This window comes from Streptomyces sp. MST-110588 (assembly GCF_022695595.1).
In the GTDB taxonomy this organism is placed as follows: Bacteria; Actinomycetota; Actinomycetes; order Streptomycetales; family Streptomycetaceae; genus Streptomyces.
This window is the reverse complement of record NZ_CP074380.1, coordinates 2,356,506-2,379,089: the sequence shown is the minus strand read 5'-3', so window position 1 is coordinate 2,379,089 and position 22,584 is coordinate 2,356,506. Positions and strand designations below refer to the sequence as shown.

At 72.5% G+C, this 22,584-nt stretch carries 20 protein-coding genes; 10 read left to right on the top strand and 10 right to left on the bottom strand.

Features of this window, described 5'->3' with window-relative positions; translation table 11 throughout:
• Positions 1-62 precede the first annotated feature (62 nt).
• Together scy and mce are read right to left on the bottom strand one after the other, a co-directional pair.
• Positions 63-4,310, bottom strand: coding sequence for a polarized growth protein Scy (gene scy, locus KGS77_RS10335; RefSeq protein ID WP_242580442.1), 4,248 nt, complete (start codon positions 4,308-4,310; stop codon positions 63-65).
• A gap of 193 nt (positions 4,311-4,503) precedes the next feature.
• The gene (mce, locus tag KGS77_RS10330) at positions 4,504-4,944 is read right to left on the bottom strand and encodes a methylmalonyl-CoA epimerase (protein ID WP_242580440.1); all 441 of its coding nucleotides are present in this window, start codon (positions 4,942-4,944) and stop codon (positions 4,504-4,506) included.
• A 173-nt stretch (positions 4,945-5,117) separates the two neighbouring features.
• Here mce and KGS77_RS10325 point away from each other — a divergent pair, with 173 nt between their 5' ends.
• Both KGS77_RS10325 and meaB read left to right on the top strand, forming a co-directional pair.
• Positions 5,118-6,293: an acetyl-CoA C-acetyltransferase gene (locus tag KGS77_RS10325; RefSeq protein WP_242587401.1), complete on the top strand. Its 1,176-nt coding sequence runs from the start codon at positions 5,118-5,120 to the stop codon at positions 6,291-6,293.
• A gap of 197 nt (positions 6,294-6,490) precedes the next feature.
• Positions 6,491-7,453, top strand: coding sequence for a methylmalonyl Co-A mutase-associated GTPase MeaB (meaB, locus tag KGS77_RS10320; protein WP_242580438.1), 963 nt, complete (start codon positions 6,491-6,493; stop codon positions 7,451-7,453).
• Positions 7,454-8,176: 723 nt separating this feature from the next.
• Here the strand turns inward: meaB and KGS77_RS10315 are convergent.
• The 4 genes from KGS77_RS10315 to KGS77_RS10300 form a co-directional block, all read right to left on the bottom strand.
• Positions 8,177-8,650 carry a MarR family transcriptional regulator gene (locus tag KGS77_RS10315; protein WP_242580436.1) on the bottom strand — a complete coding sequence of 158 codons (474 nt, stop codon included), beginning with the start codon at positions 8,648-8,650 and terminating at the stop codon, positions 8,177-8,179.
• Between the two features lie 111 nt (positions 8,651-8,761).
• Positions 8,762-9,535, bottom strand: coding sequence for an AIM24 family protein (locus KGS77_RS10310; RefSeq protein WP_242580434.1), 774 nt, complete (start codon positions 9,533-9,535; stop codon positions 8,762-8,764).
• A complete protein-coding gene (locus KGS77_RS10305) occupies positions 9,532-10,182 on the bottom strand; it encodes an AIM24 family protein (protein WP_242580432.1) in 651 nt (216 codons plus the stop codon). Before KGS77_RS10305 ends, KGS77_RS10310 begins: the two co-directional genes overlap by 4 nt.
• Positions 10,182-10,820 carry an AIM24 family protein gene (locus KGS77_RS10300; protein WP_242580430.1) on the bottom strand — a complete coding sequence of 213 codons (639 nt, stop codon included), beginning with the start codon at positions 10,818-10,820 and terminating at the stop codon, positions 10,182-10,184. Before KGS77_RS10300 ends, KGS77_RS10305 begins: the two co-directional genes overlap by 1 nt.
• Positions 10,821-10,949: 129 nt before the next feature.
• Between KGS77_RS10300 and KGS77_RS10295 the strand changes: the two genes are divergently transcribed.
• Both KGS77_RS10295 and KGS77_RS10290 read left to right on the top strand, forming a co-directional pair.
• A complete protein-coding gene (locus tag KGS77_RS10295) occupies positions 10,950-11,300 on the top strand; it encodes a DUF3817 domain-containing protein (RefSeq protein WP_242580428.1) in 351 nt (116 codons plus the stop codon).
• On the top strand, positions 11,297-11,599 hold the full coding sequence (locus KGS77_RS10290) for an MTH1187 family thiamine-binding protein (protein ID WP_242580426.1): 303 nt from the start codon (positions 11,297-11,299) through the stop codon (positions 11,597-11,599). Before KGS77_RS10295 ends, KGS77_RS10290 begins: the two co-directional genes overlap by 4 nt.
• On the opposite strand, the gene KGS77_RS10285 is transcribed toward KGS77_RS10290, so the two are convergent.
• Positions 11,535-12,596 (bottom strand): DUF5937 family protein, encoded by a 1,062-nt coding sequence (locus tag KGS77_RS10285; RefSeq protein WP_242580424.1) that lies wholly within the window; start codon positions 12,594-12,596, stop codon positions 11,535-11,537. The two genes, KGS77_RS10290 and KGS77_RS10285, sit on opposite strands and share 65 nt — an antisense overlap.
• A gap of 82 nt (positions 12,597-12,678) precedes the next feature.
• Between KGS77_RS10285 and KGS77_RS10280 the strand changes: the two genes are divergently transcribed.
• From KGS77_RS10280 to KGS77_RS10265, 4 genes are all read left to right on the top strand, one after another.
• Complete coding sequence (locus KGS77_RS10280) at positions 12,679-14,067, top strand: MFS transporter (protein WP_242580422.1); 1,389 nt, start codon at positions 12,679-12,681, stop codon at positions 14,065-14,067.
• 57 nt (positions 14,068-14,124) lie between these two features.
• The gene (locus KGS77_RS10275; RefSeq protein WP_242580419.1) at positions 14,125-14,634 is read left to right on the top strand and encodes a MarR family transcriptional regulator; all 510 of its coding nucleotides are present in this window, start codon (positions 14,125-14,127) and stop codon (positions 14,632-14,634) included.
• 55 nt (positions 14,635-14,689) lie between these two features.
• Entirely contained in the window at positions 14,690-15,022 is a 333-nt protein-coding gene (locus tag KGS77_RS10270) for a DUF3817 domain-containing protein (protein WP_242580417.1), read from the top strand.
• A 138-nt stretch (positions 15,023-15,160) separates the two neighbouring features.
• Positions 15,161-16,861 (top strand): methylmalonyl-CoA mutase family protein, encoded by a 1,701-nt coding sequence (locus KGS77_RS10265; protein ID WP_242580415.1) that lies wholly within the window; start codon positions 15,161-15,163, stop codon positions 16,859-16,861.
• On the opposite strand, the gene KGS77_RS10260 is transcribed toward KGS77_RS10265, so the two are convergent.
• Both KGS77_RS10260 and KGS77_RS10255 read right to left on the bottom strand, forming a co-directional pair.
• Positions 16,837-18,276: a HAMP domain-containing sensor histidine kinase gene (locus KGS77_RS10260; protein WP_242580412.1), complete on the bottom strand. Its 1,440-nt coding sequence runs from the start codon at positions 18,274-18,276 to the stop codon at positions 16,837-16,839. The genes KGS77_RS10265 and KGS77_RS10260 overlap by 25 nt on opposite strands.
• Positions 18,273-19,070, bottom strand: coding sequence for a response regulator transcription factor (locus KGS77_RS10255; RefSeq protein WP_242580411.1), 798 nt, complete (start codon positions 19,068-19,070; stop codon positions 18,273-18,275). Before KGS77_RS10255 ends, KGS77_RS10260 begins: the two co-directional genes overlap by 4 nt.
• Positions 19,071-19,133: 63 nt before the next feature.
• Here KGS77_RS10255 and KGS77_RS10250 point away from each other — a divergent pair, with 63 nt between their 5' ends.
• Entirely contained in the window at positions 19,134-20,309 is a 1,176-nt protein-coding gene (locus KGS77_RS10250; RefSeq protein WP_242580410.1) for a UDP-N-acetylglucosamine--N-acetylmuramyl-(pentapeptide) pyrophosphoryl-undecaprenol N-acetylglucosamine transferase, read from the top strand.
• Between the two features lie 88 nt (positions 20,310-20,397).
• Complete coding sequence (locus KGS77_RS10245; protein WP_242587400.1) at positions 20,398-21,405, top strand: SDR family NAD(P)-dependent oxidoreductase; 1,008 nt, start codon at positions 20,398-20,400, stop codon at positions 21,403-21,405.
• A gap of 102 nt (positions 21,406-21,507) precedes the next feature.
• Here the strand turns inward: KGS77_RS10245 and KGS77_RS10240 are convergent, their stop codons facing one another.
• The gene (locus tag KGS77_RS10240; protein ID WP_242580409.1) at positions 21,508-22,218 is read right to left on the bottom strand and encodes a TetR/AcrR family transcriptional regulator; all 711 of its coding nucleotides are present in this window, start codon (positions 22,216-22,218) and stop codon (positions 21,508-21,510) included.
• Positions 22,219-22,584 lie beyond the last annotated feature (366 nt).

Genomic DNA, 22,584 nt, shown 5'->3' with positions numbered 1-22,584 from the left:
TCCCGTTTGAGCCCCGGCCGGTGCCCGGTGGACATGGGCCGGAAGGAATCACCGCATACCCCCTATCCACCGGACTGCTTGCCACTCGAACGAGTTGCCCCCGCACCCGCGGCTGCTTTGACACCCCCGTCCTTGCCGCCGTTCGTCGCCGGGGCCTCGAAAGACTCCAACGCTTCGAGGACGTCCTGGACACGGGAGATCTCGGCATTGATGTCCTCGCGGCGCCGGACCAGCACCTCCAGCTCGCGCTTGCCCTCCTCCACGATCCGGGCCGCCTCCGCCTCGGCCTCGGCCCGCCTGCGCTCCGCGTCCCGTACCGCCGCGGCCTTCTTCTGCTCGGCCTCCTTGAGCAGCCCCTCCGCCTTCTTCACCGCGGCGATCCGCACCTTGCTCGCCTCGCTGCTGGCGTCCGACAGCAGCCGCTCGGCCTTCTCCTCGGCCTCCTTCTGCTGCGCGGTGGCCTGCGCGATGAGCTTGTCGACCCGCTCGCCCGCGTTCTTCATCGTCTCCGCGGACTCCCGGCGGGCCCGCTCGTGCAGCTCCTCGACCTCGGACTCGGTGCGCCGGCGCATCTCCTCGGCGCGCTCGCGGATCGCGGTGGAGTCCACCCGCGCCTCGCTGAGCAGCGTGTCGGCGTCCGTACGGGCCTTCTCCACCAGCGCATTGCCCTCGGAGGTGGCCTCCGCCACGATCCGCTCGGCCTCCTTGCGGGCCGCGCCGACCATTGTGTCGGCCTGCTCCTCGGCCGCCGCCGCGGCGCGTACCGCCTCCTCCTGGGCCTTGGCGACGAGCTGGTCGGCCTGCTCGGCGGCGTCCGCGCGGCGCTTGGCCGCGTCCTTGCGCGCCTGGTCGACCGTACGTTCGGCCTCCTCCTGCGCCTGTGCCCGCAGCCGGTCCGCCTCGCCCTGCGCGTCCTCCTTGATCCGCGCGGACTCCGCCCGCGTACGGGTGGCGTGCTCCTGCGCGGTGGTGACCGCCTCGGCCGCGTCCGCCCGCAGCCGCTCGGCCTCGGCGGTGGCCTCGCCGACCGTGCGCTCCGCCTGCTCACGGGCCTCGGCACGGGTGCGGTCGGCCTCCCGCTCCGCCTCCGCGGTGGCCTCGGCCGCGGCCTCGCGCAGCCGCTCCGCCTCGGCGGTGGCCTCGGCGACGAGCTGGTCCGCCTGCTCGGCGGCCTCCGTCCGCGTCTTGTTGGCGGCCTCGCGCGCCTGGTCGCCGGTACGTTCCGCCTCCTGACGCGCCTGCTCCAGCAGGGCGGTCGCCTCGTTCTCCAGCCGCTCGGCCGCCTGGGCCGCCTCGGCCAGCGCGCCGGCGGCCCGCTGCTCGCCCTCCAGCCGCACCCGGTCGGCGATGTCCCGGGCCTCCTGGACCGTACGGTCGGCGTCCTCCTGCGCCGAGGACGTCAGCTCGGTGGCCTCCTCGACGATCCGCTCGGCCTCCGCGCGCGCCTCGGCGATCAGCCGGTCCGCCTGCTCGGCGGCCTCCGACCGCATACGGTTGGCGTCCTCGCGCGCCTCGGCACGGGCACGGGCCGCGTCCTGTTCGGCGGCGGCCAGCGAGTCCGAGGCGTCCGTACGCATCTGCTGCGCCCGGGCCGTGGCGTCGGCGACCAGCTTCTCGGCCTGCGCCGTGGCCTCGGCGATCAGCCGGTCCGCCTGCTCGGCCGCGTCCGAGCGGGCCTTGTTCGCCGCCTCGCGTGCCTCGTCCAGCACGCCGTCGGCCTCCGCGCGCAGCCGGTCGGCGTCCGCGATGGCCTCCGAGACCGTCCGGTCGGCCAGGGACTTGGCGGCCTCGGCCTCCTCCTGCGCCTCGCGCCGCACCCGGGAGGCGTCCTCGGAGGCGCGCTCGCGCTCGGCGTAGGCGTCCGCCCGTACCCGGTCGGCCTCCTCCTGCGCCTCGGTCTTCGTACGCTCCGCGGCGTGCTCGGCCGCCGAACGCAGCCCGGCGATCTCCTCCTCGGCCTGCTCCTGCAGCCCGGCCACCGCGTCCCGCACCTGCTGCGCGGTCTGCTCGGCCGCGGCGACCAGCTCCGCCGCCCGCCGGTCGGCCTCCTCGACCAGCCGCTCCGCCTCGGCCTGCGCCTCGCTGACCCGCGTACGGGCCGAAGCCAGCAGCTCCTCGCTCTGCTCGCGGGCGGCCGTACGCTCCTGATCGGCCTCCTCCCGCGCCTCGCCGAGCAGCTTCTCGGCCTCCCGGCGACGGCGGGCGGCCTCCTCCTGGGCGGCGGCCAGCGCCTCGGCGGCCTCCGCGCCCGTACGCTCGGCCGCGGCTGCCGCCTCGGCCCGCAGCCGGTCCGCGGTCTCCTGCGCCTCGCTCTTGAGGCGCTCCGCCTCGGCCGCGGCCTCCGTACGCAGCCGTACGGCCACGGACTCGCCCTCGGCACGGGCGGTGGAGGCATCGGCGGCGGCCTCGGCACGCAGCCGCTCGGCCTCCTCCTCGGCCTGCTGCTGGAGTGTGCGCAGCCGCTCGGCCGACTCCGACTTCAGCCGGGCGGCCTCCTCCTGCGCCTCCCGGCGCAGCTTCTCCGCCTCGGCACGGGCCTCGCGCAGCGCCTCCTCGGCCGTGGACAGGCGTTCCTGCGCCTCGGTCTGCAGCCGGGTCAGCTCCTCCTGGGCCTGCGCCCGGCGGTCCTGCGCGGCCTGCTCGGCGTCCGCCCGCAGCTTGCGCGCCGCTTCCTCGGCCTCGGCCTTGAGCGCGGCTGCGGCCTCCTCGCCCTCGGTCCGCAGCTCCTCGGCCTCGGTGCGGGACCGTTCCAGCAGCTCCTCGGCCTGCTTGCGCAGCGCCGTGGCCCGCTCGACGGCCTCGGCCCGTACGCGCTCGCTCTCCGCGCCCGCGCCCGACCGGGTCTCCTCCGCGTCCGCCTTCGCCTTGGCCAGCAGCTCCTCGGCGGTACCGGCCGCCTCCTCGATCTGCTGGAGCGCCTCCCGGCGGGCCTCGGCACGAATCCGCTCGCCCTCGGTGACCGCCTCGGCCCGCAACTGCTCGGCCTCGCCGCGCAGCCGGCGCGCCTCCTCCTGGAGCTCGACGGTCTTGGCGCGGTACTCCTTGGTGTCGTCCTTGGCGGCGCCCTTGAGCTCCTCGGCGGTGTCGTGCGCCTGCTCGCGCAGCCGGTCCGCCTCCTCCTCGGCCTCCCGGCGCAGCCGCTCGGCCTCCTCGGCGGCGGCCCGGGTCGTGGCCTTGGCCTCCTCCGACGCCTTGGTCAGCATCTCCTCGGCGGACCGCGCGGCCTTGGCGAGCTGCGCCGCGGAGTCCTCCGCCGCCTTCGAGCGCGCGGCCTCCTGCGCCTCGGCGACCAGCCGCTCCGCCTCCGCGCGGGCGTCCGCGCGGAGCTGCTCGGCCTCCGCCCGCAGCGCCTCGGCCTCCTTGGTGGCCTCCGCGACCAGCCGGGCGATCTCCGCCTTGGCCGTACGGGAGCGCTGCTCGTTCTCCGACTCGGTGTCCGACAGCCGCTTGCCGGCGCTCTCCCGCGCCTCCTCGATCAGCTTCTCGGCCTGCGCCCGCGCCTCGCGCAGCGCGGTGTCCGCCTCCTGGAGACGGGCCTCGGCGGTCCGCGTCAGCTCCGCGGCCTGCCGGCGGGCGGCCTCCGACTCGCTGCCGGCACTGTTGCGGAGCTGCTCGGCCTGGTCGGTGGCCTCCTGGGCCTGGGCGGAGGCGGCGTTCAGCAGCCGCTCGGCGTCCGTACGGGCCCGGCGCAGGATCGCCTCGGCCTCGACGCGGGCCTGCTCGGCCTCGGCGCCCAGCCGCTGGCGGGCCTGGTCGGCCAGCCGCTGCGCCTCGGCGCGCGCCGAGGACAGCGCGGCCTCGGCCTCGGCCCGGGACTCCTCCAGGAGCCGGCGGGCCTGGGCCTCCGTACGGGAGCGGAGCTGCTCCGCCCAGGCGACGTTCTCGTTGACGTGCGACTCGACGGTCTGACGGCGCTCGTTGAGCTCCTCGTCCAGGCGCTGGCGCCGGGCCACCGCCTCGGCGTGCAGCTCGGCCTCCATCCGCGCCTGGCGCTCGGCCTGCTCCTGGAGCAGCCGCTGGGTCTGTGCCCGTGCCTCGCGCAGCTCGCGCTCGGCGTCCGTACGCAACTGGTCGGCCTGGATCTGGGCGTTGCGCAGAAGCTGCTCGGCCTGGTGGCTGACGTTGTCGTAGGCAGGACGGGTCGCGAGGTTGCGGCGCGCCTCGTGGAGCTTGGCGCGCAGCACCTCGACCTGGTAGCCGAGGTCGTCGGCGTGCTGAACGGCCTTGTCCCGCTCGGTCTTCAGCCGCTCCATCGCGGCCTCGAACTGCGAGAGGTGGTCGTCAGCCTCGTAGCGGTCGTTGCCCCGCACTGCGCGGTCCCATCCGTCCCCTGGTCATGGTGGCGGCCGGCTCCGTTCTGCCCGCGTCCGTCCCATCGACACGGACGCCTACCGGAGCTGACCCTTCCGAAGAAATGGTGTCAGATCATCGGCAGAGTATGGACCGAGCCCCAAACCTGTTCCCCGGCCGAGGCTGCACTCTACCGGCAGGGGAAGGCAAAGGTCAGTGCCGCGTCTGGGAGGGGGACGCGGCGGTGACCAGTTCGGTCAGGACGCCGTGGCAGTCCTTGGGGTGCAGGAAGGTGATCCTGGACCCCATCGAGCCGGTGCGCGGCTCGTCGTACAGGACCCGTACGCCCTTGTCCCGGATGGCCTGGGAGTCGCCGTCCACGTCCGCCGTGCCGAAGGCGATGTGGTGCACCCCCTCGCCGTTCTTGGCGAGCCACTTGCCGACCGCGGAGTCCTCCCGGGTCGGCTCCAGGAGCTGGAGGTAGGAGGCGCCGCCGTCGGACGTCTCGTTGATCTTGAGCATGGCCTCGCGTACGCCCTGCTCCTCGTTGACCTCTTCGTGGAAGACCGTGAACCCGTACGTGGCACGGTAGAACTCGACGGTCTTCTCCAGGTCGCGACAGGCGATCCCGATGTGGTCGATTCGCGTCAGCATGCTTCCAGTGCACCGCTCGCACGTGTGATTACGCAACGTGCGCGCGATCACATCCACAGACCGATGACCCGGCGGGTACCGCTCAGTACATTGACGGTAACCCTCGTTAACTTCCCTGCACAGGAAGGGCCGCGCTGATGTCGACAGCGAACGGTACGTCCAGCACCACCTCCGTGATCGTCGCGGGCGCGCGGACCCCCATGGGCCGCCTCCTGGGCTCGCTGCGGACCTTCTCCGCCGCCGACCTGGGCGGCATCGCCATCAAGGCCGCCCTGGACCGGGCGGGTATCGGCGGCGACCAGGTGCAGTACGTGATCATGGGCCAGGTCCTCCAGGCCGGCGCCGGCCAGATCCCCGCCCGGCAGGCCGCGGTCAAGGCCGGCATCCCGATGAGCGTCCCCGCGCTCACCGTCAACAAGGTCTGCCTCTCCGGCCTGGACGCCATAGCGCTCGCCGACCAGCTCATCCGCGCGGGCGAGTTCGACGTCGTGGTCGCCGGCGGCCAGGAGTCCATGACCAACGCCCCGCACCTGCTGCCCAAGTCCCGCGAGGGCTACAAGTACGGCGCGATCGAGATGCTCGACTCCATGGCCCACGACGGCCTCACCGACTCCTTCGAGAACATCGCCATGGGCGAGTCCACGGAGAAGCACAACACCCGCCTGGGCATCCAGCGCGGCCCCCAGGACGAGTTCGGCGCCCGCTCCCACCAGCGCGCCGCCGCCGCCCAGAAGAACGGCATCTTCGAGGCCGAGATCACCCCCGTGGAGATCCCGCAGCGCAAGGGCGAGCCGGTCGTCTTCAGCAAGGACGAGGGCATCCGCCCCGAGACCACCGTGGAGTCCCTGGCCAAGCTGCGCCCCGCCTTCGCCAAGGACGGCACGATCACCGCCGGCACCGCCTCCCAGATCTCCGACGGCGCCGCCGCGGTGGTCGTGATGAGCCGCACCAAGGCCGAGGAACTGGGCCTGGACTGGATCGCGGAGATCGGCGCCCACGGCAATGTCGCCGGCCCCGACAACTCCCTCCAGTCCCAGCCCTCCAACGCGATCAACCACGCGCTGGACAAGGCGGGCCTGACCGTCGACGACCTCGACCTGATCGAGATCAACGAAGCGTTCGCCGCCGTTGCCGTGCAGTCAATGAAGGACCTGGGCGTTTCACCGGAAAAGGTGAACGTCAATGGTGGCGCGATCGCCCTGGGACACCCCATCGGCATGTCCGGCGCCCGACTCGTACTCCACCTGGCGCTGGAGCTCAAGCGGCGGGGCGGCGGTGTGGGCGCGGCGGCGCTGTGCGGTGGTGGCGGTCAGGGCGACGCGCTCATCATCCGGGTGCCGGGCAAGTAACCGCGTGGGGGGCGCGGCGGGCGGACGCCGTACGGTGCGGGGGCGCCTGCGGCGCCGTGCCCCCGTCCTCCGTGTGCGCCCGGCGCCGCCTCTGCGCCTCTTCTGCGCCCCCCGTGCCTCCCTGCGCCCCCGGCGCGCCCCCCGCGCCTCCTGTGTCCCAGCCGTACCGCGAAGGAACCCGAAGGAGCCGAGCAGCGATGGTGGACGTCCCCCAGCTTGTGGAACAGGCACGGCAGGGCCGGCCCCGGGCCGTCGCCCGGCTGATCTCGCTGGTGGAGGGGGCCTCCCCGCAGTTGCGCGAGGTCATGGCGGCGCTCGCCCCGCTGACCGGCGGCGCTTACGTCGTCGGGATCACCGGCTCACCGGGCGTGGGCAAGTCCACCTCCACCTCCGCCCTGGTGACCGCCTACCGCAAGACCGGCAAACGCGTCGGGGTCCTCGCCGTCGACCCGTCCTCGCCCTTCTCCGGCGGCGCGCTGCTCGGTGACCGCATCCGCATGAGCGAGCACGCCTCCGACCCCGGCGTGTACATCCGCTCCATGGCCACCCGCGGCCACCTGGGCGGCCTGGCCTGGGCCGCCCCCCAGGCCATCCGCGTGCTGGACGCGGCCGGCTGCGACGTGGTGCTGGTCGAGACGGTCGGCGTCGGCCAGTCCGAGGTGGAGATCGCCTCCCAGGCCGACACGAGCGTGGTCCTGCTGGCACCCGGCATGGGCGACAGCATCCAGGCCGCCAAGGCGGGCATCCTGGAGATCGGTGACGTCTACGTCGTCAACAAGGCGGACCGCGACGGCGCGGACGCGACCGCGCGCGAGCTGAACCACATGCTGGGCCTGGGTGAGGCCCGTTCCCCGGGGGACTGGCGTCCCCCGATCGTCAAGACCGTCGCGGCGCGCGGCGAGGGCACCGACGAGGTCGTGGAGGCCCTGGAGAAGCACCGGGCCTGGATGGACGAACGCGGCGCCCTGACCGAACGGCGCCGCGCGCGTGCGGCCCGCGAGGTCGAAACGATCGCGGTCACGGCCCTCCGCGAGCGCATCGGCGACCTGCGGGGCGACCGCCGCCTGGACGTCCTGGCCGACCGCGTCCTCCAGGGCGAGCTGGACCCGTACGCAGCATCCGACGAACTGATCACCGTCCTCACGCGTTTCCGTCCGTGACGGCGGGGCGGTTTCGCCTGCGGCGGTGGCTGCGCTTGTGGGCGGCGGCTCGCCGGTGGGTGGTTGCTGCCTGCGGCGCGATGCCTGCGGCGCTTCCCTGTCGGTCATGTGCGGATTGTTTGGTCTTGGACCCGGTGCGGTCGGTGGGTGGGGTGGGGCGCGGTCGCACCGGGGCCACTCCTCGGGCCGTGTGCGTGGCTGGTACGCCGTAACAGGAAGCCTGCGTCTTGCACACGGCCCTGCGGGGAGTCCCCGATACGCCCACGCCCGGCCGTCCCCGAGCCGTCGGCCGTGACCACTAACGGTTCCAAGATCCAGTACGACAACTGCTGCGTGCGCCCTCCGGGGCACGACATCCCCTACGCCCGCCCTGTGCTTTTTGCCACCAGGAGCCGCCCTCGGGGCACCGACCCGCACGCAGGGCCACCTACCCACCCTCCCCCCAGGGGTGGGCGCGCTACCGGACGGGAGGGGTCGGGCCGGAGGGGGCGTGTATCAAAGCGTAAAGCGAAGCAGCTTTGATACACGCCCCCGCAGGTCCGACCCCGCACCCACCACCCAGCAAGCGCAAAGCGCCCACCCCAACACCCCCTCCCGCCGAAGGCGAAACCCGCACCCGCGCAGGGGGAAGGGGGAACACGGCCGCCGGGGTAACCCCACGGCGTACGGTCACCCCGAATCGGCGCGCCGTCACGGACGGAAATGGGCGCCGCCACGGGCGGACTATCGGCCGCGCCGCCCCCGAAGGTGTTCCGCCACCGGTGTCAAAGAAGACCGCAGTGCCTCCAGGTCCTGGGGCGTGAACAGGTCGATGAAGTGTCTGCGTACGGACGCGACGTGGTGCGGGGCGACCCGGCGCATGGTTTCCCAGCCTTCGTCCGTCAGGACGGCGTACAGGCCGCGCCGGTCGGACTCGCAGCTTTCGCGGCGGACCAGTCCGGCGTTCTCCATGCGGGTGATCTGGTGGGACAGCCGGCTCTTGGACTGCAGCGTGGCGGCGGCCAGATCGCTCATCCGCAGCCGGCGGTCCTCGGCTTCGGAGAGGTTGACCAGGATCTCGTAGTCGTTGTTGGTCAGGCCGAACGGCTGAAGATCGCGCTCCAGTTGGTGCATCAGCAGTCTGCTGACGTCCAGGTGGGTGCGCCAGGCGCGCTGTTCCTGGTCGGTCAGCCAGGGGGTGTCGCTGTCGGTCGTCATGGAAGAATTCTACCCGTGAAAGTTGAAAAGTGAATTATTCGGGCTGTGTGGTCGCGGACGGCACGCGGAGGGTTGGTCAGGCGTTCGAGGTCACCGTCCGCAGACTACCGCTCACAGTCCGAATCGGCGCTGGAGCCCCCCGAGGGATCCGGGGAGCTGAGGCAGTTGTGAGCCACTTTGTGCGGCGTGCATGCCGCCGCCCGGGACGCCCTGTTCCTCGGGCACCATGCCGGTCGCCTGCGTCGGCATGAGCTGTTCGGTGGACTGGAGCAGGACCGTGCCGGCGCCCACGAATTCGAACTGGTGCTCCTCGCCGGAGGCGCCGCCGATCCCCGTGTGCGCCCTGAGGCCGCCGAGGAATCCGCGCAGGTACTGGTGGTCGTAGTGGTGGCAGGGGGAGGGGCAGTCGGCCCAGCCGACGAGCGCCTGGGGGTCCACCCGGATCGGCGGCTCCATGAAGACGACCGGGCCGTTGGAGGCCGCCACGAACTTGCCCGTACCGATGAGGGTGAGGAAGCCGGGAACGATAGACTGTTTCAACGACAGAGATGGCTGAAAGGCGAGCAAGTTGCCCGCGCGAATGGTGAGATTGCCTTCCTCAAGGTCATAGGAATTGACATCGAAGGCCCGGTCCGCAAGGACCATCTTGCCGTGGCCCTCGGCGACGACCCAGTCCGAGGCGTGCAATGGCGAATGGAAACTTCCGGCTACCAAGCGGTCGAGGGCGCCGTGTCCGATGCCCTGGAAGTCGATCTGCCCGTAGTAGGCGATCATCTTCCCCTTCTGGAGGAACCACTGGCCCTTCAGTTCCACGCTGAACGCGTAGGGGTTGACGTTGTCGTCGGCCGGCAGCGAATGGACGTCGTGCACCACGGGACCGGTCACAGCTTCTCCTCCGACGCCTGTACGTAAACGGTGCCCTGGCCCGACAGCTCCAGTTGGAACGCCTCGCCCGAGCCGCGGCCGACCATGTCCCGCCAGCCCAGTGCCGTGGACAGTTTGTTGCGTACCTCGCCGCGGTGGGCGACGTACGCCTGGGGGTCGACGTGGACCGGCCGCTGGGGGGTGATCGGCACCTCGATGACCCCGCCGTGTGCCATCACCGCGACCGAGCCGTGCCCCTTGAGGGTCGTGGTGAACAGGCCCTGACCGGTGACCTGTCCGCGCACCATGCCCATCACACCGCCCTGCGACCCCATGAACATCGTGCCCTGCTGGAGCGTCCCGTCGAAGGCGAGCAGCCGGTCCGCCTCGACGTACAGCGTCTCCCCGGTGAGGTCCACGACGTGGACGTGGTGGCCGCCGTGCCCGAACATGACCGTTCCGCTGCCCTCCACCGTCATCAGGGGGGTGGCCTCGCCCGCGATCCGGCGGCCGATCATCGAGCCGATGCCGCCCTGCCCGCCCTGGATGTTGGGGGTGAAACTGACCTGGCCCCGGTAGGCCAGCATCGCGCCGCGCTGGCTGAACATCCGCTGACCGGGGACGACGTCCGCCTGGACCATGCGGGAATTGAGGAGCGTGAAGGGCATCAGACCTCGCCCCCGATGGTGTTGCGCTCGCTGGGCTGTACGTACACCAGGCCCTCACCCTCGAAGCGGATCTGGAAGGACTCGCCCGAGCCCTCCCCGATGAAGGTGCGGAAGTTCACACCGGACTGGAAGTGCTGACGGAGGTTGCCGGTGTGCGCCACGTAGGCGCCGGGGTCGACCTGGAGGGGGTACTCCCGGGTGACCCGGAGCACCACCGCGGGGCCGTCCGAGGTGATCGCGGCCTGGCCGCTGCCCTCGACGGTGGTGGTGAACAGCCCGTTGCCCTGGGAGGCGCCGCGCAGTCCGGTGAAGGTCGTGCCGGTGCGCAGTGCCGCGTCCGTGCACAGCAGGTTGCTGGCCTCGACGTACAGCTTCTCGCCCTGCAACTGCACGAGGTTGATCTCACTGGCCCGGTCGGCGAAGTAGCACGTGCCGTGCCCCTTGACCTCCATCACCTCCATCTGTTCGCCGGTCAGGCGCCGGGTGACCATGCCGCGCAGGCCCTCACCGCCGCCGGTCATCTTCTTGAACGACATCTGACCTTCGTAGGCGACCATGGCGCCGTTCTTCGCCTTGACGGCGTCGCCCGTCATGTCGACGGCGAGCACCTTGCTCCCCTGGAGTCGGAATTGAGCCACGCCTTTGAAGGTAACCGGCTCCGGGACCCCTGAACAGTGATCTTTACGGGGCCTGTAACAATGGAAACGCGTTTGTGAACGCATGCACAAGCCGTGTCGTTCTTCCCCTGCCACCCGAACGAGGTTCCCGTGGACATCAAGACCGCTACCGCGCTGCACCGACTGCGCCTGGCCTCCATCCCGGAGGCGCTGTCCTTCCCCGCGCTGCTGATCTTCGGGACCGGGTTCCGGCTCGCCCTGGACTACGACAAGCTGGTGATGCCGCTGGGCATCATCCACGGCGTGCTGTTCATCATCTACGTGGTGCTCCTGCTGGACGTCTGGAACCGCGCCAAGTGGCCCTTCAAGCGGGTCGCGCTCTTCTTCCTGCTCGCGGTCCTGCCCTTCGGCGGCCTCTTCGGCGACAGGATCCTCAAGCGTGAGGAGCAGGCCGGTGTGATCGCCGCCCGCGCCCGCAAGGAAGGCACGGTGAACGCGTGATCGTCGCCTTCTCCGTCACCCCGCTGGGCGTGGGCGAGGACGTCGGCTCGTACGTCGCCGAGGCGGTACGCGTGGTCCGCGAGTCGGGGCTCCCCAACCGTACGGACGCGATGTTCACCTCCGTCGAGGGCGAGTGGGACGAGGTCATGGACGTCGTCAAGCGTGCGGTGGCCGCCGTGGAGGAACGGGCCGGGCGGGTCTCGCTCGTGTTGAAGGCGGACATTCGGCCGGGGGTCACGGACGGGCTGACCTCGAAGGTCGAGAGGGTCGAGCGGTATTTGGGGCGGCCGGGGAGCTGATCTGGGTGTCGTCGGCGCCTGCCGCCAGGGCGATGCCCAGTGGGGTGCGCTCGTACAGGACCTGGTGGCCCTCGCGGCGGGAGGCCAGCAGGCCGGCGTCGCGCAGCACGGACAGGTGGGCCGACACCGACGAGGGTGCCAGGCCCAGGCGGTGGGCCAGGGCCGTGGTGGAGTCCGGGCCCTCCAGTGCGGTCAGTACGGCGGCGCGGCCGGCGCCCAGGAGTCGCGCCAGGGTGCCGTCGGGGCGCGGCCGGCTCCACAGGGCGCCGATGCCGCGCGCCGGGTACACCACCGTGGGCTGCCACGGCGGCTCGAAGGCGCTGACCACGTCGGGCCACACGAAGACGCTCGGCAGCAGGAGCACACCCCGGCCGTCCAGGTCCTGCATCTGCTGGAAGTCGGTGCGCGTATGGACGGTCAGGGTGCCCCGGTCCCAGCTCAGCCGCGGGTGCAGGTCCGCGAACAGGCGGTGCAGTCCGCCGGTGGCCAACTGCCGTGAGCGGTAGGCGATCTCGGCCTCCAGGAGCGCGCGCAGCCGCGGCCAGTCCGGTGCCAGCAGCGCCTCCCAGGCCCGCGCGGTGGCCTCGGCCAGTTCCCGGACCGCCCACGCCGGGTCCGCCAGCATCGCGCGGGCCAGCGGGGAGCGGGCGTCCTTCGGCCGGCCGGCCAGCGACTTGGTCATCTCGGCGTGGGCCAGGGCCGGGTCGGTGGCCCGCAGCCGCGCCAGTTCCTCCTCGAAAGAGGCCCCGGGGACCTGTGGCGGCTGCCCCAGGAAGTCCGGTGTGTAGCCGGGCGGCGGGGACGGGATGAACAGCCACAGCGCGGACAGGTCCAGGCCCGCCACCGCCGCGCGCATCCGGCGCAGCCAGGGCAGGTGGTAGCCGTGCCGGTCGGTGCGACGCAGCATCCGTACGGCCTCGTGGGTCTCGCACAGGGGCGAGACGGCGAAGCGGATGCGCAACAGGTCATCAGCGCCGAAACGTATGTCCAGCGGCACGGCCGCCACCCCCTTCGCGTCCGAAGATTCGGCCCCGGCCGAAACACTACGGCCCGGGTGCGGCGGGCGACAGGCTGCCGCCATGACCGCTGCTCACCCCGGGCCCGCCGAGGCGGACCCCACCGTGGCATGCCCCGGGCAGGCCGCTGCTTGTGTTCCTCCCGCCACTGCGGCTGATCCTGCCGCCGCGGCCGATCCCGCCGCCGCGGCCGGTTCGGCGGGGCGCGGCTCGCGCGTCCGCGCCCGTACCGGCTATCGGGCCGTGTTCGCCGTACGGGAGTTCCGCTATGTCTTCGCGGCCCATCTGCTCTCGACGCTGGGGGTGGTGCTCTGCGAGATCGCGCTGTCCGTCCTGATCTACCGGACGACGGGATCGCCGCTGCTCAGCGCGCTGACCTTCGCGCTCGGCCTGCTGCCGTACGTGGTGGGCGGCACCCTGCTGTCGGCCGTCGCCGACCGCTTCCCCGCCCGGCGGGTGCTGGTGGTGTGCGATGTGCTGTGCGCCGGGTGTGCCGCCGGGATGGTGGTGCCGGGCACGCCGGTGGCGGCGCTGCTCGTACTGCGCTGTCTGACCGCGGCGCTGGCGCCCGTCTTCGCCGGGACCAGGGCGGCGACGCTGGGCGACATCCTGGGCGAGGGGGACCTGTTCGTCACGGGCCGTTCGGTGATCCGGATGGTGTCGCAGAGCGGTCAGCTCGTGGGCTTCGGGGTCGGCGGGCTGCTGCTGGCCGCCGTTTCGCCGCGCGCCGTCCTGGCCGTCACCGTCGCCACGTTCCTGTGCTCGGCGCTGCTGCTGCGGGTGGGCACCCTTGACCGCCCTGCGCGCCGCACCGGCAAGGACGGCGGAGGTACGGGCCAGGGCGCCCTGTTCGGTGCCTCGCTCCGCGGTGCCCGTTCCCTGTTCGCCGACCGCCGCATACGGGCGCTGCTGGTGTTCGCCTGGCTGCCGCCGATGTTCGTCGTGGTGCCCGAGGCCCTGCTGACCGCGTACGCCGACAGCCTGGGGCTGGGCCCGGCCGGGCTGGGGCTGCTGATGTGCTCCATGCCCGTCGGTGCCGTCCTCGCCGAGTCCCTGGCGGGCTCCCTGCTCGGTCCCAGGGGCCGTGCCCGGCTCACCTTCCCCATGGCCGTCTTCACGGTGCTGCCCGCTCTGGGCTTCGCCGCCCGGCCCTCGCTCGGCTGGGCCGTGGTCCTGCTCGTGCTGACCGGCACCGGCATCACCTTCAACCTCGGTCTGGACCGCTGGTTCGTCGCCGCCGTCCCCGAGGAGCGGCGCGGCCAGGCCATGACGGTGATGCAGGCCGGGCTGATGACGGCGATGGGCCTGTCGATGGCGCTGGCGGGCGCCGTCGCGGAGTTCGTCCCCCTGCACGTGGTCATGCCGGCCGGCGGGGCGCTGGGCCTGGTGTGCGTGCTCCTGGCCGTGCTCGCCGTACGCCGTACGGGCGATGGCGTGCCGCCCGGGGACTGAGGACCGGTTGGTGAGACACGGCTGACCACGATATGACCGGCGGGTAGGGTCGGGGTCGTGTCCAAGCCGCTCAGTCTTCCCTTCGACCCCATCGCGCGCGCCGACGAGCTGTGGCGGCGGCGCTGGGGAGCCGTGCCGTCCATGGCCGCGATCACCTCGATCATGCGTGCCCAGCAGATCCTGCTGTCCGAGGTGGACGCGGTGGTCAAGCCGTACGGGCTGACCTTCGCGCGGTACGAGGCGCTGGTGCTGCTCACCTTCTCCAAGGCCGGCGAGCTGCCGATGTCCAAGATCGGGGAGCGGCTCATGGTCCATCCGACCTCGGTGACCAACACCGTGGACCGGCTGGTGAAGTCGGGGCTGGTGGCCAAGCGGCCCAACCCCAACGACGGGCGGGGCACGCTCGCCTCCATCACGGACAAGGGGCGCGAGGTGTGCGACGCGGCCACCCGCGACCTTATGGAGATGGAGTTCGGACTCGGCACGTACGACGCCGAGGAGTGCGCGGAGATCTTCGCGATGCTGCGGCCCCTGCGGGTGGCGGCGGGCGATTTCCAGGAGGCGTGACCGCAGCGGTGGGGCGGCGAAGATCGCCCCGGAACGGGCGGTTACGCTCGATGTCATGAAACGAAGCGTGCTGACCCGTTACCGGGTGATGGCCTACGTGACCGCCGTCATGCTCCTCGTCCTGTGCGCCTGCATGGTGGCCAAGTACGGCTTCGATACGGGTAAGGACCTCACGCTCGTGGTCTCCCAGATCCACGGCGTGCTCTACATCATCTACCTGGTCTTCGCCTTCGACCTGGGCTCCAAGGCCAAGTGGAAGTTCGGCAAGCTGCTGTGGGTGCTGATCGCGGGGACGATCCCGACCGCCGCGTTCTTCGTCGAGCGCAAGGTCACACGCGAGATCGAGCCGCTGGTCGCGGACGCGGAGCCGCAGCTCAGCAAGGCGTGAGCCGGTCCGCGGGCCGCGGTTGAACGGCGCGTACGGCAGGACGTACGGCGGGCCGGGCGGGTGACGCCCGGCCTTTCGGCTGCCGATGCCTCCGTCAGCCATCGACATTTACTAGGACGTCCTAGTAAATTCGAAGGTATGGACGCTCACGCGATCGAAGAGGGCCGCCGCCGCTGGCAGGCCCGGTACGACTCCGCCCGTAAGCGCGACGCGGACTTCACCACCCTTTCGGGTGATTCCGTCGAGCCCGTGTACGGCCCCCGCCCCGGCGATTCGGTCGAGGGCTTCGAGCGCATCGGGTGGCCGGGCGAGTACCCCTTCACGCGCGGCCTGTACCCCACCGGCTACCGCGGCCGTACGTGGACCATCCGCCAGTTCGCGGGCTTCGGCAACGCCGAGCAGACCAACGAGCGCTACAAGATGATCCTCAAGGCCGGCGGCGGCGGTCTCTCCGTCGCCTTCGACATGCCGACCCTGATGGGGCGCGACTCGGACGACCCGCGCTCGCTGGGCGAGGTCGGCCACTGCGGTGTGGCCATCGACTCCGCCGCCGACATGGAGGTCCTCTTCAAGGACATCCCGCTCGGTGACGTCACGACCTCCATGACGATCTCCGGCCCGGCCGTCCCGGTCTTCTGCATGTACCTGGTCGCCGCCGAGCGCCAGGGCGTCGACCCGGCCGTCCTGAACGGCACGCTCCAGACCGACATCTTCAAGGAGTACATCGCCCAGAAGGAGTGGCTCTTCCCGCCCGAGCCCCACCTGCGGCTGATCGGCGACCTCATGGAGCACTGCGCGCGCGGCATTCCCGCGTACAAGCCGCTCTCGGTATCCGGCTACCACATCCGCGAGGCGGGCGCGACGGCCGCGCAGGAGCTGGCGTACACCCTGGCCGACGGCTTCGGGTACGTGGAACTGGGCCTGTCCCGCGGCCTGGACGTCAACACCTTCGCCCCGGGCCTGTCCTTCTTCTTCGACGCCCACGTGGACTTCTTCGAGGAGATCGCCAAGTTCCGCGCGGCCCGCCGCATCTGGGCCCGCTGGATGCGCGAGGTGTACGGCGCCACCAGCGAGAAGGCCCAGTGGCTGCGCTTCCACACCCAGACCGCCGGGGTCTCGCTGACCGCCCAGCAGCCGTACAACAACGTGGTCCGTACGGCCGTGGAGGCGCTGGCCGCGGTCCTCGGCGGGACGAACTCCCTGCACACCAACGCGCTGGACGAGACGCTGGCGCTGCCCAGCGAGCAGGCAGCGGAGATCGCGCTGCGCACGCAGCAGGTGCTGATGGAGGAGACCGGCGTCGCCAACGTCGCCGACCCGCTGGGCGGCTCGTGGTTCGTGGAGGCGCTGACCGACCGGATCGAGGCCGACGCCGAGAAGATCTTCGAACAGATCAAGGAGCGCGGTACGCGGGCGGTCCCCGACGGGCAGCACCCGATCGGCCCGATCACCTCCGGCATCCTGCGCGGCATCGAGGACGGCTGGTTCACCGGCGAGATCGCCGAGTCCGCCTTCCGCTACCAGCAGGCGCTGGAGAAGGGCGACAAGAAGGTCGTCGGCGTCAACTGCCACCACGGCTCGGTCACCGGCGACCTGGAGATCCTGCGGGTTAGCCACGAGGTCGAGCGCGAGCAGGTACGGGTCCTGGCGGAGCGCAAGGCGGCGCGGGACGACGCACGCGTACGGTCCTCCCTGGACGCGATGCTCCAGGCCGCCCGCGACGGCCGCAACATGATCGAGCCGATGCTCGAAGCCGTCCGGGCGGAGGCCACGCTCGGTGAGATCTGCGACGCGCTGCGGGAGGAGTGGGGCATCTACACCGAGCCCGCCGGTTTCTGAAGTCTCCCCTGCGGCCCGGGCGCCGGGAAGCGGAGCCGGAAGAGGGCGCCGCCGCCCGGGGCCTGTGCCGCGGTGAGATCGGCCTGGTGGGCGCGGGCGATCTGACGGGCCATGGCCAGGCCCAGGCCCGAGCCGGGCAGCGCGCGGGCCGCCTCGGCGCGGTAGAAGCGGTCGAAGACGTGCGGAAGGTCTTCGGCCGCGATACCCGGACCGTGATCGCGTACGGTCAACTCCAGCGAGCCGTCTTCGCGTACGGTCAGTGCGGTCTCGACCGGGCCGCCGGGCGGGGAGTACTTCGCCGCGTTGTCCAGCAGGTTGGACAGCAGCCGGGTCAGCCGGGCCGGGACACCGGGAACGGTGACGGCCGCCGCGGCCTCCTGCGTACGGACGGTGAAGTCCACCTCGGGCCAGTGCTCGCGGGCCGCGGCCACCGCGTGGTCCACCAGCGCGGACAGCCGCATCTGCTCCACCAGCGGCTGCGGCTCCTCGTCCCGGGCCAGCTCGATCAGGTCGTTCACCAGGACGGTCACCTCACGGAGCTGACGGCCCAGCGCCCCGGACGCCCGGTCGCGCTGCGCCGGGCTCAGCCGCTCGGCACGGGCCAGCAGCTCGGCGTTGGTGCGCAGCGCGGTCAGCGGCGTACGCAGCTCGTGGGAGGCGTCGGCGACCAGCCGGCGCTGGGCGGCCACCGACTGCTCCAGCTCGCCGAGCATGGTGTTGAAACTGGCGGCGAGCCGGGTCACCTCGTCCTCGCGGCCGGGCGGCCCGGCGGGCAGTTCGATACGGTGCCGGGCGTCGCGGGTGGCGGCGATCCGCTCCGCGGTGGCGGTGAGCCGGGCGACCGGCGCCAGCCCCGTACGCGAGACCCAGTAGCCCAGCGCCGCGGCCAGCAGCACGCCGGCGCCGCCCACCGCGGCGAGCAACTGCGCGGCCCGCCGCACGCCCTTCTCGACGGTGTCCGAGCGCAGCGCGACCTGGAGCGCCCGGTCCTTGCCGAAGCGCTGGGTCAGGACGCGGGTGGGGTGGCCGGCCAGGGTGAACTCGCTGTAGTACGCGGCCCGCCGGCCGGCCGCCACCTGGCGCGTCTCCTGCGAGACGGGCAGCAGGTACGGGGCCGCCGGGTCCTTCGCCGGCGTGGCGGGGACCACCTGAGCACAGGCGGGGGCCGAGAGGAATTCACATTCGCCGGCCAGCACACCGGGCGACACGTCCTCGTGCTGCTGCACGATCCGGGTCGCGGACTGGGTGAGATTGAGCCTGAGCTGCTGGTTGAGCTGGACCTTGAGGATGAGGAAGGCGGCGGCGCAGACACCGACGGCGACCAGCGCCACCGCGGCCGAGGCGGCCAGCGCCAGCCGGGTGCGCAGCGGACGGCGGCGCCGCCAGCGCGCCCCCAGGCCACGGTGACCGCTCACGCCCCGTCCGCCCTGTCCAGCCGGTAGCCCACGCCGTGCACGGTGTGCACCAGCCGTGGCTCGCCGTCCGCCTCCAGCTTGCGGCGCAGATAACCGACGTACACGGCCAGGGAGTTGGAGTCCGGGCCGAAGTCGCGCCCCCACACCCGCTCCTGGATCACCTCGCGCGGCATGACCTGGCCCGGGTGGAGCAGCAGCAGTTCCAGCAGCGCCCATTCCGTGCGGCTGAACTCCAGCGGCCGGCCGCCGCGGTGCCCGGTGCGGGTCACCGGGTCGACGACCAGGTCCGCGAAGGCCAGGGAGGTGTCCTCGGCGGCCGAGGTCGCGGCCCGGCGCAGCAGGGCCCGCACCCGGGCCACCAGCTCGTCCAGCGCGAACGGCTTGACGAGATAGTCGTCGGCGCCCGCGTCCAGGCCGTCCACCCGCTCGCTGACCGAGTTCAGCGCGGTCAGGACCAGGATCGGCGTACGGTCATCCAGCGCGCGCAGCCGCCGGCACACGGCCAGCCCGTCCAGCACCGGCATCATCACATCAAGCACCAGCGCGTCCGGCTGCCAGGCGGCGACCTCGGAGAGGGCCGCCAGGCCGTCGGCGGCGCCCCGTACCGCGTAGCCCTCCACGGACAGACCGTCCTGGACGGCGGCCCGCACCTCCGGTTCGTCGTCGACGACCAGGATCCTGGCCGGGGGCGCGGCGCCGGTACGGTCCGCGCCGCGCGGTGCGGGTGCGGGCGCAGGGGCGGGCGTGGGCGCGGACGCGGGTGGCGCGGGTGGCTCACATGGTGTGGACGGCATGGTCATAGGCTGCCAAACCCGGCTCTTAGAAGCTTCTTAAAGCACTCGGTGAGCGTGGCGGCCATGCGCACACCACTGTCTGTCGTCATCGGGGCAGGTGGCACCGGCGGCCACATCTACCCCGGACTCGCCCTCGCCGACGCGCTGCGCCGAGCCGTGCCCGACGCGGTGATCTCCTTCGTCGGCACCGAACGCGGCCTGGAGAAGGAGCTGATCCCCAAGGCCGGTTACCCACTGCACACGGTCGGCATGATCCCCTTCGACCCCGCGCTCGGCGCAAAGCGGTACCTGCTGCCCGCGGCCCTGCTGAAGTCCGGCGCCCGGTGCCGGTCCATCCTGCGCGAGCAGGGCGCCCAGGTGGCGGTCGGCATGGGCGGCTACCCGAGCGCCCCGGTCATCGTCGGCGCGCGGATGGCGGGGCTGCCCAGCCTGGTCCACGAGTCCAACGCCGTACCCGGCCGGGCCAACAAGTTCGCCGCCCGCCTCACCCCCCATGTCGCCCTCGCCTTCGACCGCAGCCGCGCGCACCTGCCGGGCGGCGAGCGGGCCGAGACGGTCGGCATGCCGCTGGTCGGCCCGCTGGGGGAGCTGGACCGTACGGCGCTGCGCGGGCCGGCCCGCCGTGAACTGGGCATCCCCGAGGGCGCCCGGCTGCTGCTGGTCAACGGCGGCAGCCTGGGCGCGGCCCGGCTCACCGAGGCCGCGCTGGGCCTCGCCGCCCGCTACCGGGACCGCGACGACCTGCGGCTGCTGATCAAGACCGGTCCGGCGGCCCTGGACGAGGCGCGGGCCCGCCTGGCGGCCACCGGCGGCGCGGCGATCGCCGAGGCCGTCCCGTACCTGGACCGGATGGACCTGGCGTACGCGGCGGCCGACCTGGTCGTGTGCCGGGCCGGTTCGGCGACCGTCGCGGAGCTGGCGACCATCGGGATGCCCGCCGTCCTGGTGCCCTATCCGCACGCCCCCGGCGACCACCAGACCCACAACGCGCGGGTCCTGTCCGACGTGGGCGCGGCCCTCCTCCTGCCGGACGAGCAGACCTCGGCGCACAGCCTGGACGCCCTGGTCACGCCGCTGCTGGCGGACCCGGGCCGGCTGGTGGCGATGAGCGCCGCGGCCGACCCGGGCACCCACGCGCGCGCCGCCGACCTGCTGGCCGCCAAGGCGCTGGAGCTGGCCGGCCACCCCCACCCGTACGACGTCACCGGCGTCGCCCCTCCGGCGTGCGCACCGCACTGACCGCACGTACAGCACCTACGCATCCATGAAGGAAGTCAGCATGACCACGCAGACCGCACATGCCACGCAGACCGCACAGACTCAGGCCCTGAACACCCGTACGCGCTCTCCCTGGGAAGGCCGCAAGGTCCTGGTGACCGGCGCCGAGGGCTTCATCGGCTCGACACTGGTGGACCTGCTCGTCGAGCGGGGCGCCACGGTCCGGGCCTTCGTCCACTACAAGCCGTACGCCGAGAAGGGCCACCTCGCCCACCACCTCGGGCCGGACAGCCCGGTGGAGATGTTCGCGGGCGACGTCCGCGACCCCGGCCGGGTGTCGGACGCGGTGGCCGGCTGCGACACCGTCTTCCACCTCGCCGCCCTGATCGGCATCCCGTACAGCTACGACTCGCCCGGCGCGTACGTCCAGACGAACGTCACCGGCACCGAGAACGTCGCCGAGGCGTGCCGCCGCCACGCCGTGCGCCGGCTGATCCACACCTCCACCAGCGAGGTCTACGGCACCGCGCTGACCGCGCCCATCAGCGAGGCGCACCCGCTCCAGCCGCAGTCCCCCTACTCCGCCTCCAAGATCGGCGCGGACATGATGGCGCTGTCCCACTGGCACGCCTTCGAGCTGCCGGTCACGGTGGTCCGCCCCTTCAACACCTATGGCCCCCGCCAGTCGGCCCGTGCCGTCATCCCCACGATCCTGGCCCAACTGCACTCCGGCGCACGCGAGATCAAGCTCGGCTCGCTGACGCCCACCCGTGACTTCACCTACGTCACGGACACCGCGGCCGGGTTCCTGGCGGCGGCCGACTGCGACCGTGCCCTGGGGGAGGTCGTCAACCTCGGCACGGGCCGCGAGATCGCCATCGGTGACCTGGCCCAGGCGCTGATCGCCGCCTCGGGCCGGGACGCCCGGGTCGTCGTGGACCCGGCCCGGCTGCGGCCTTCGGGGAGCGAGGTCGAACGGCTGCTGTCGGACAACTCCCGTGCCCGTACGTGGACTTCGTGGGAGCCCGAGGTGTCCTTGGAGGAGGGGCTGAAGCGCACCTCCCGGTGGGTGGAGGAGAACATCCACCTCTTCGCCGCGGACCGCTACCAGGTCTGAGGTTTCCGGCCTGAGGTTTCCGGCCCGAGGCTGCCGGTCCGCAACCTCCTGCCCAAAACTCCCGGTCCGAGACTTCCGGCCACAGGCCCCGGGCCCGCGGTGCTATTCGGGGCCCGCCGTCCGCGCGTGCCCGTCCAGGCCCGCCAGCCCGCCGAGCAGCAGGGTGGTGAACTGGCCCGTCCATACGGCGTCCACCGGCTCGGCGCTCACCAGGGCGCGGTGCACGACCGCCCCGGCGATGACGTCGAAGATCAGGCCTACCGCGCGGTCCGCCGCCACGGCCCCGTCCACGCCGTCCGCGTCCCGCGGCAGCTCGCCGCGCTCCTGGGCCCGTTGGCGGCCCTGGACGACCAGCCGCTTCTGGCGGTCCACGATCGCGGTGCGGATGCGTTCGCGCAGCGCCTGGTCGGTGGTGGACTCGGCGACCACGGCCATCAGCGCCGTCTTCGCCTCGGGGCGGGCCAGCAGGTCCGCGAACTGCCGGACGACGCCCTCGATGTCGGCCCGCAGGCTGCCGCGGTCGGGCAGTTCCAGCTCGTCGAACAGGACGGCGACGGCGTCCACGACGAGTTCGCTCTTGTTGGCCCAGCGGCGGTAGAGGGTCGTCTTGGCGACGCCGGCCCGGGCGGCCACATCGCTCATCGTGAGCTTTCCCCAGCCGAGTTCGACCAGGGCCGCGCGGGTGGCGCCGAGGATCGCCCGGTCCGCCTCGGCGCTGCGCGGGCGGCCCGTACGGCCGCCGGAATCGGTACGGCCGGTTCCGCCGGTACGAGCGGTCCGGGAGGTGGCGCTGGTGGAGGAGCAGCGGGGCATGCGGGCGACCATACCGGCCAGTACGCGCGGGGGTGGCGGGAAATGGCGGGTGCGCGGGGCCGGTGGCGGGAACGTGCGGCTGGCGGATACGCGTTCACCAGGCGTCGGACCGCCGGTGCCGTGAGGCAGATCACGGGAGCGGGCCGCGCGGAGGGTTGCCCGGCCGGGGGCGTGGGGAGTTACGCTACGACCCGTAGCGTAAGAGCTGAGAGCGACAACCCATGGCCGCGGGTGGGGACCCGTGGCCGCCGAGGCGACACCGCTGCACCGAACGAAGGGCACTGTGCCCGCTCGTACGCCGGCGATCCGGCTGGACGTGCGGACGGGTACGGGGCCCGTGGGCCACCGGCCCGGCCGCGGCCGGCG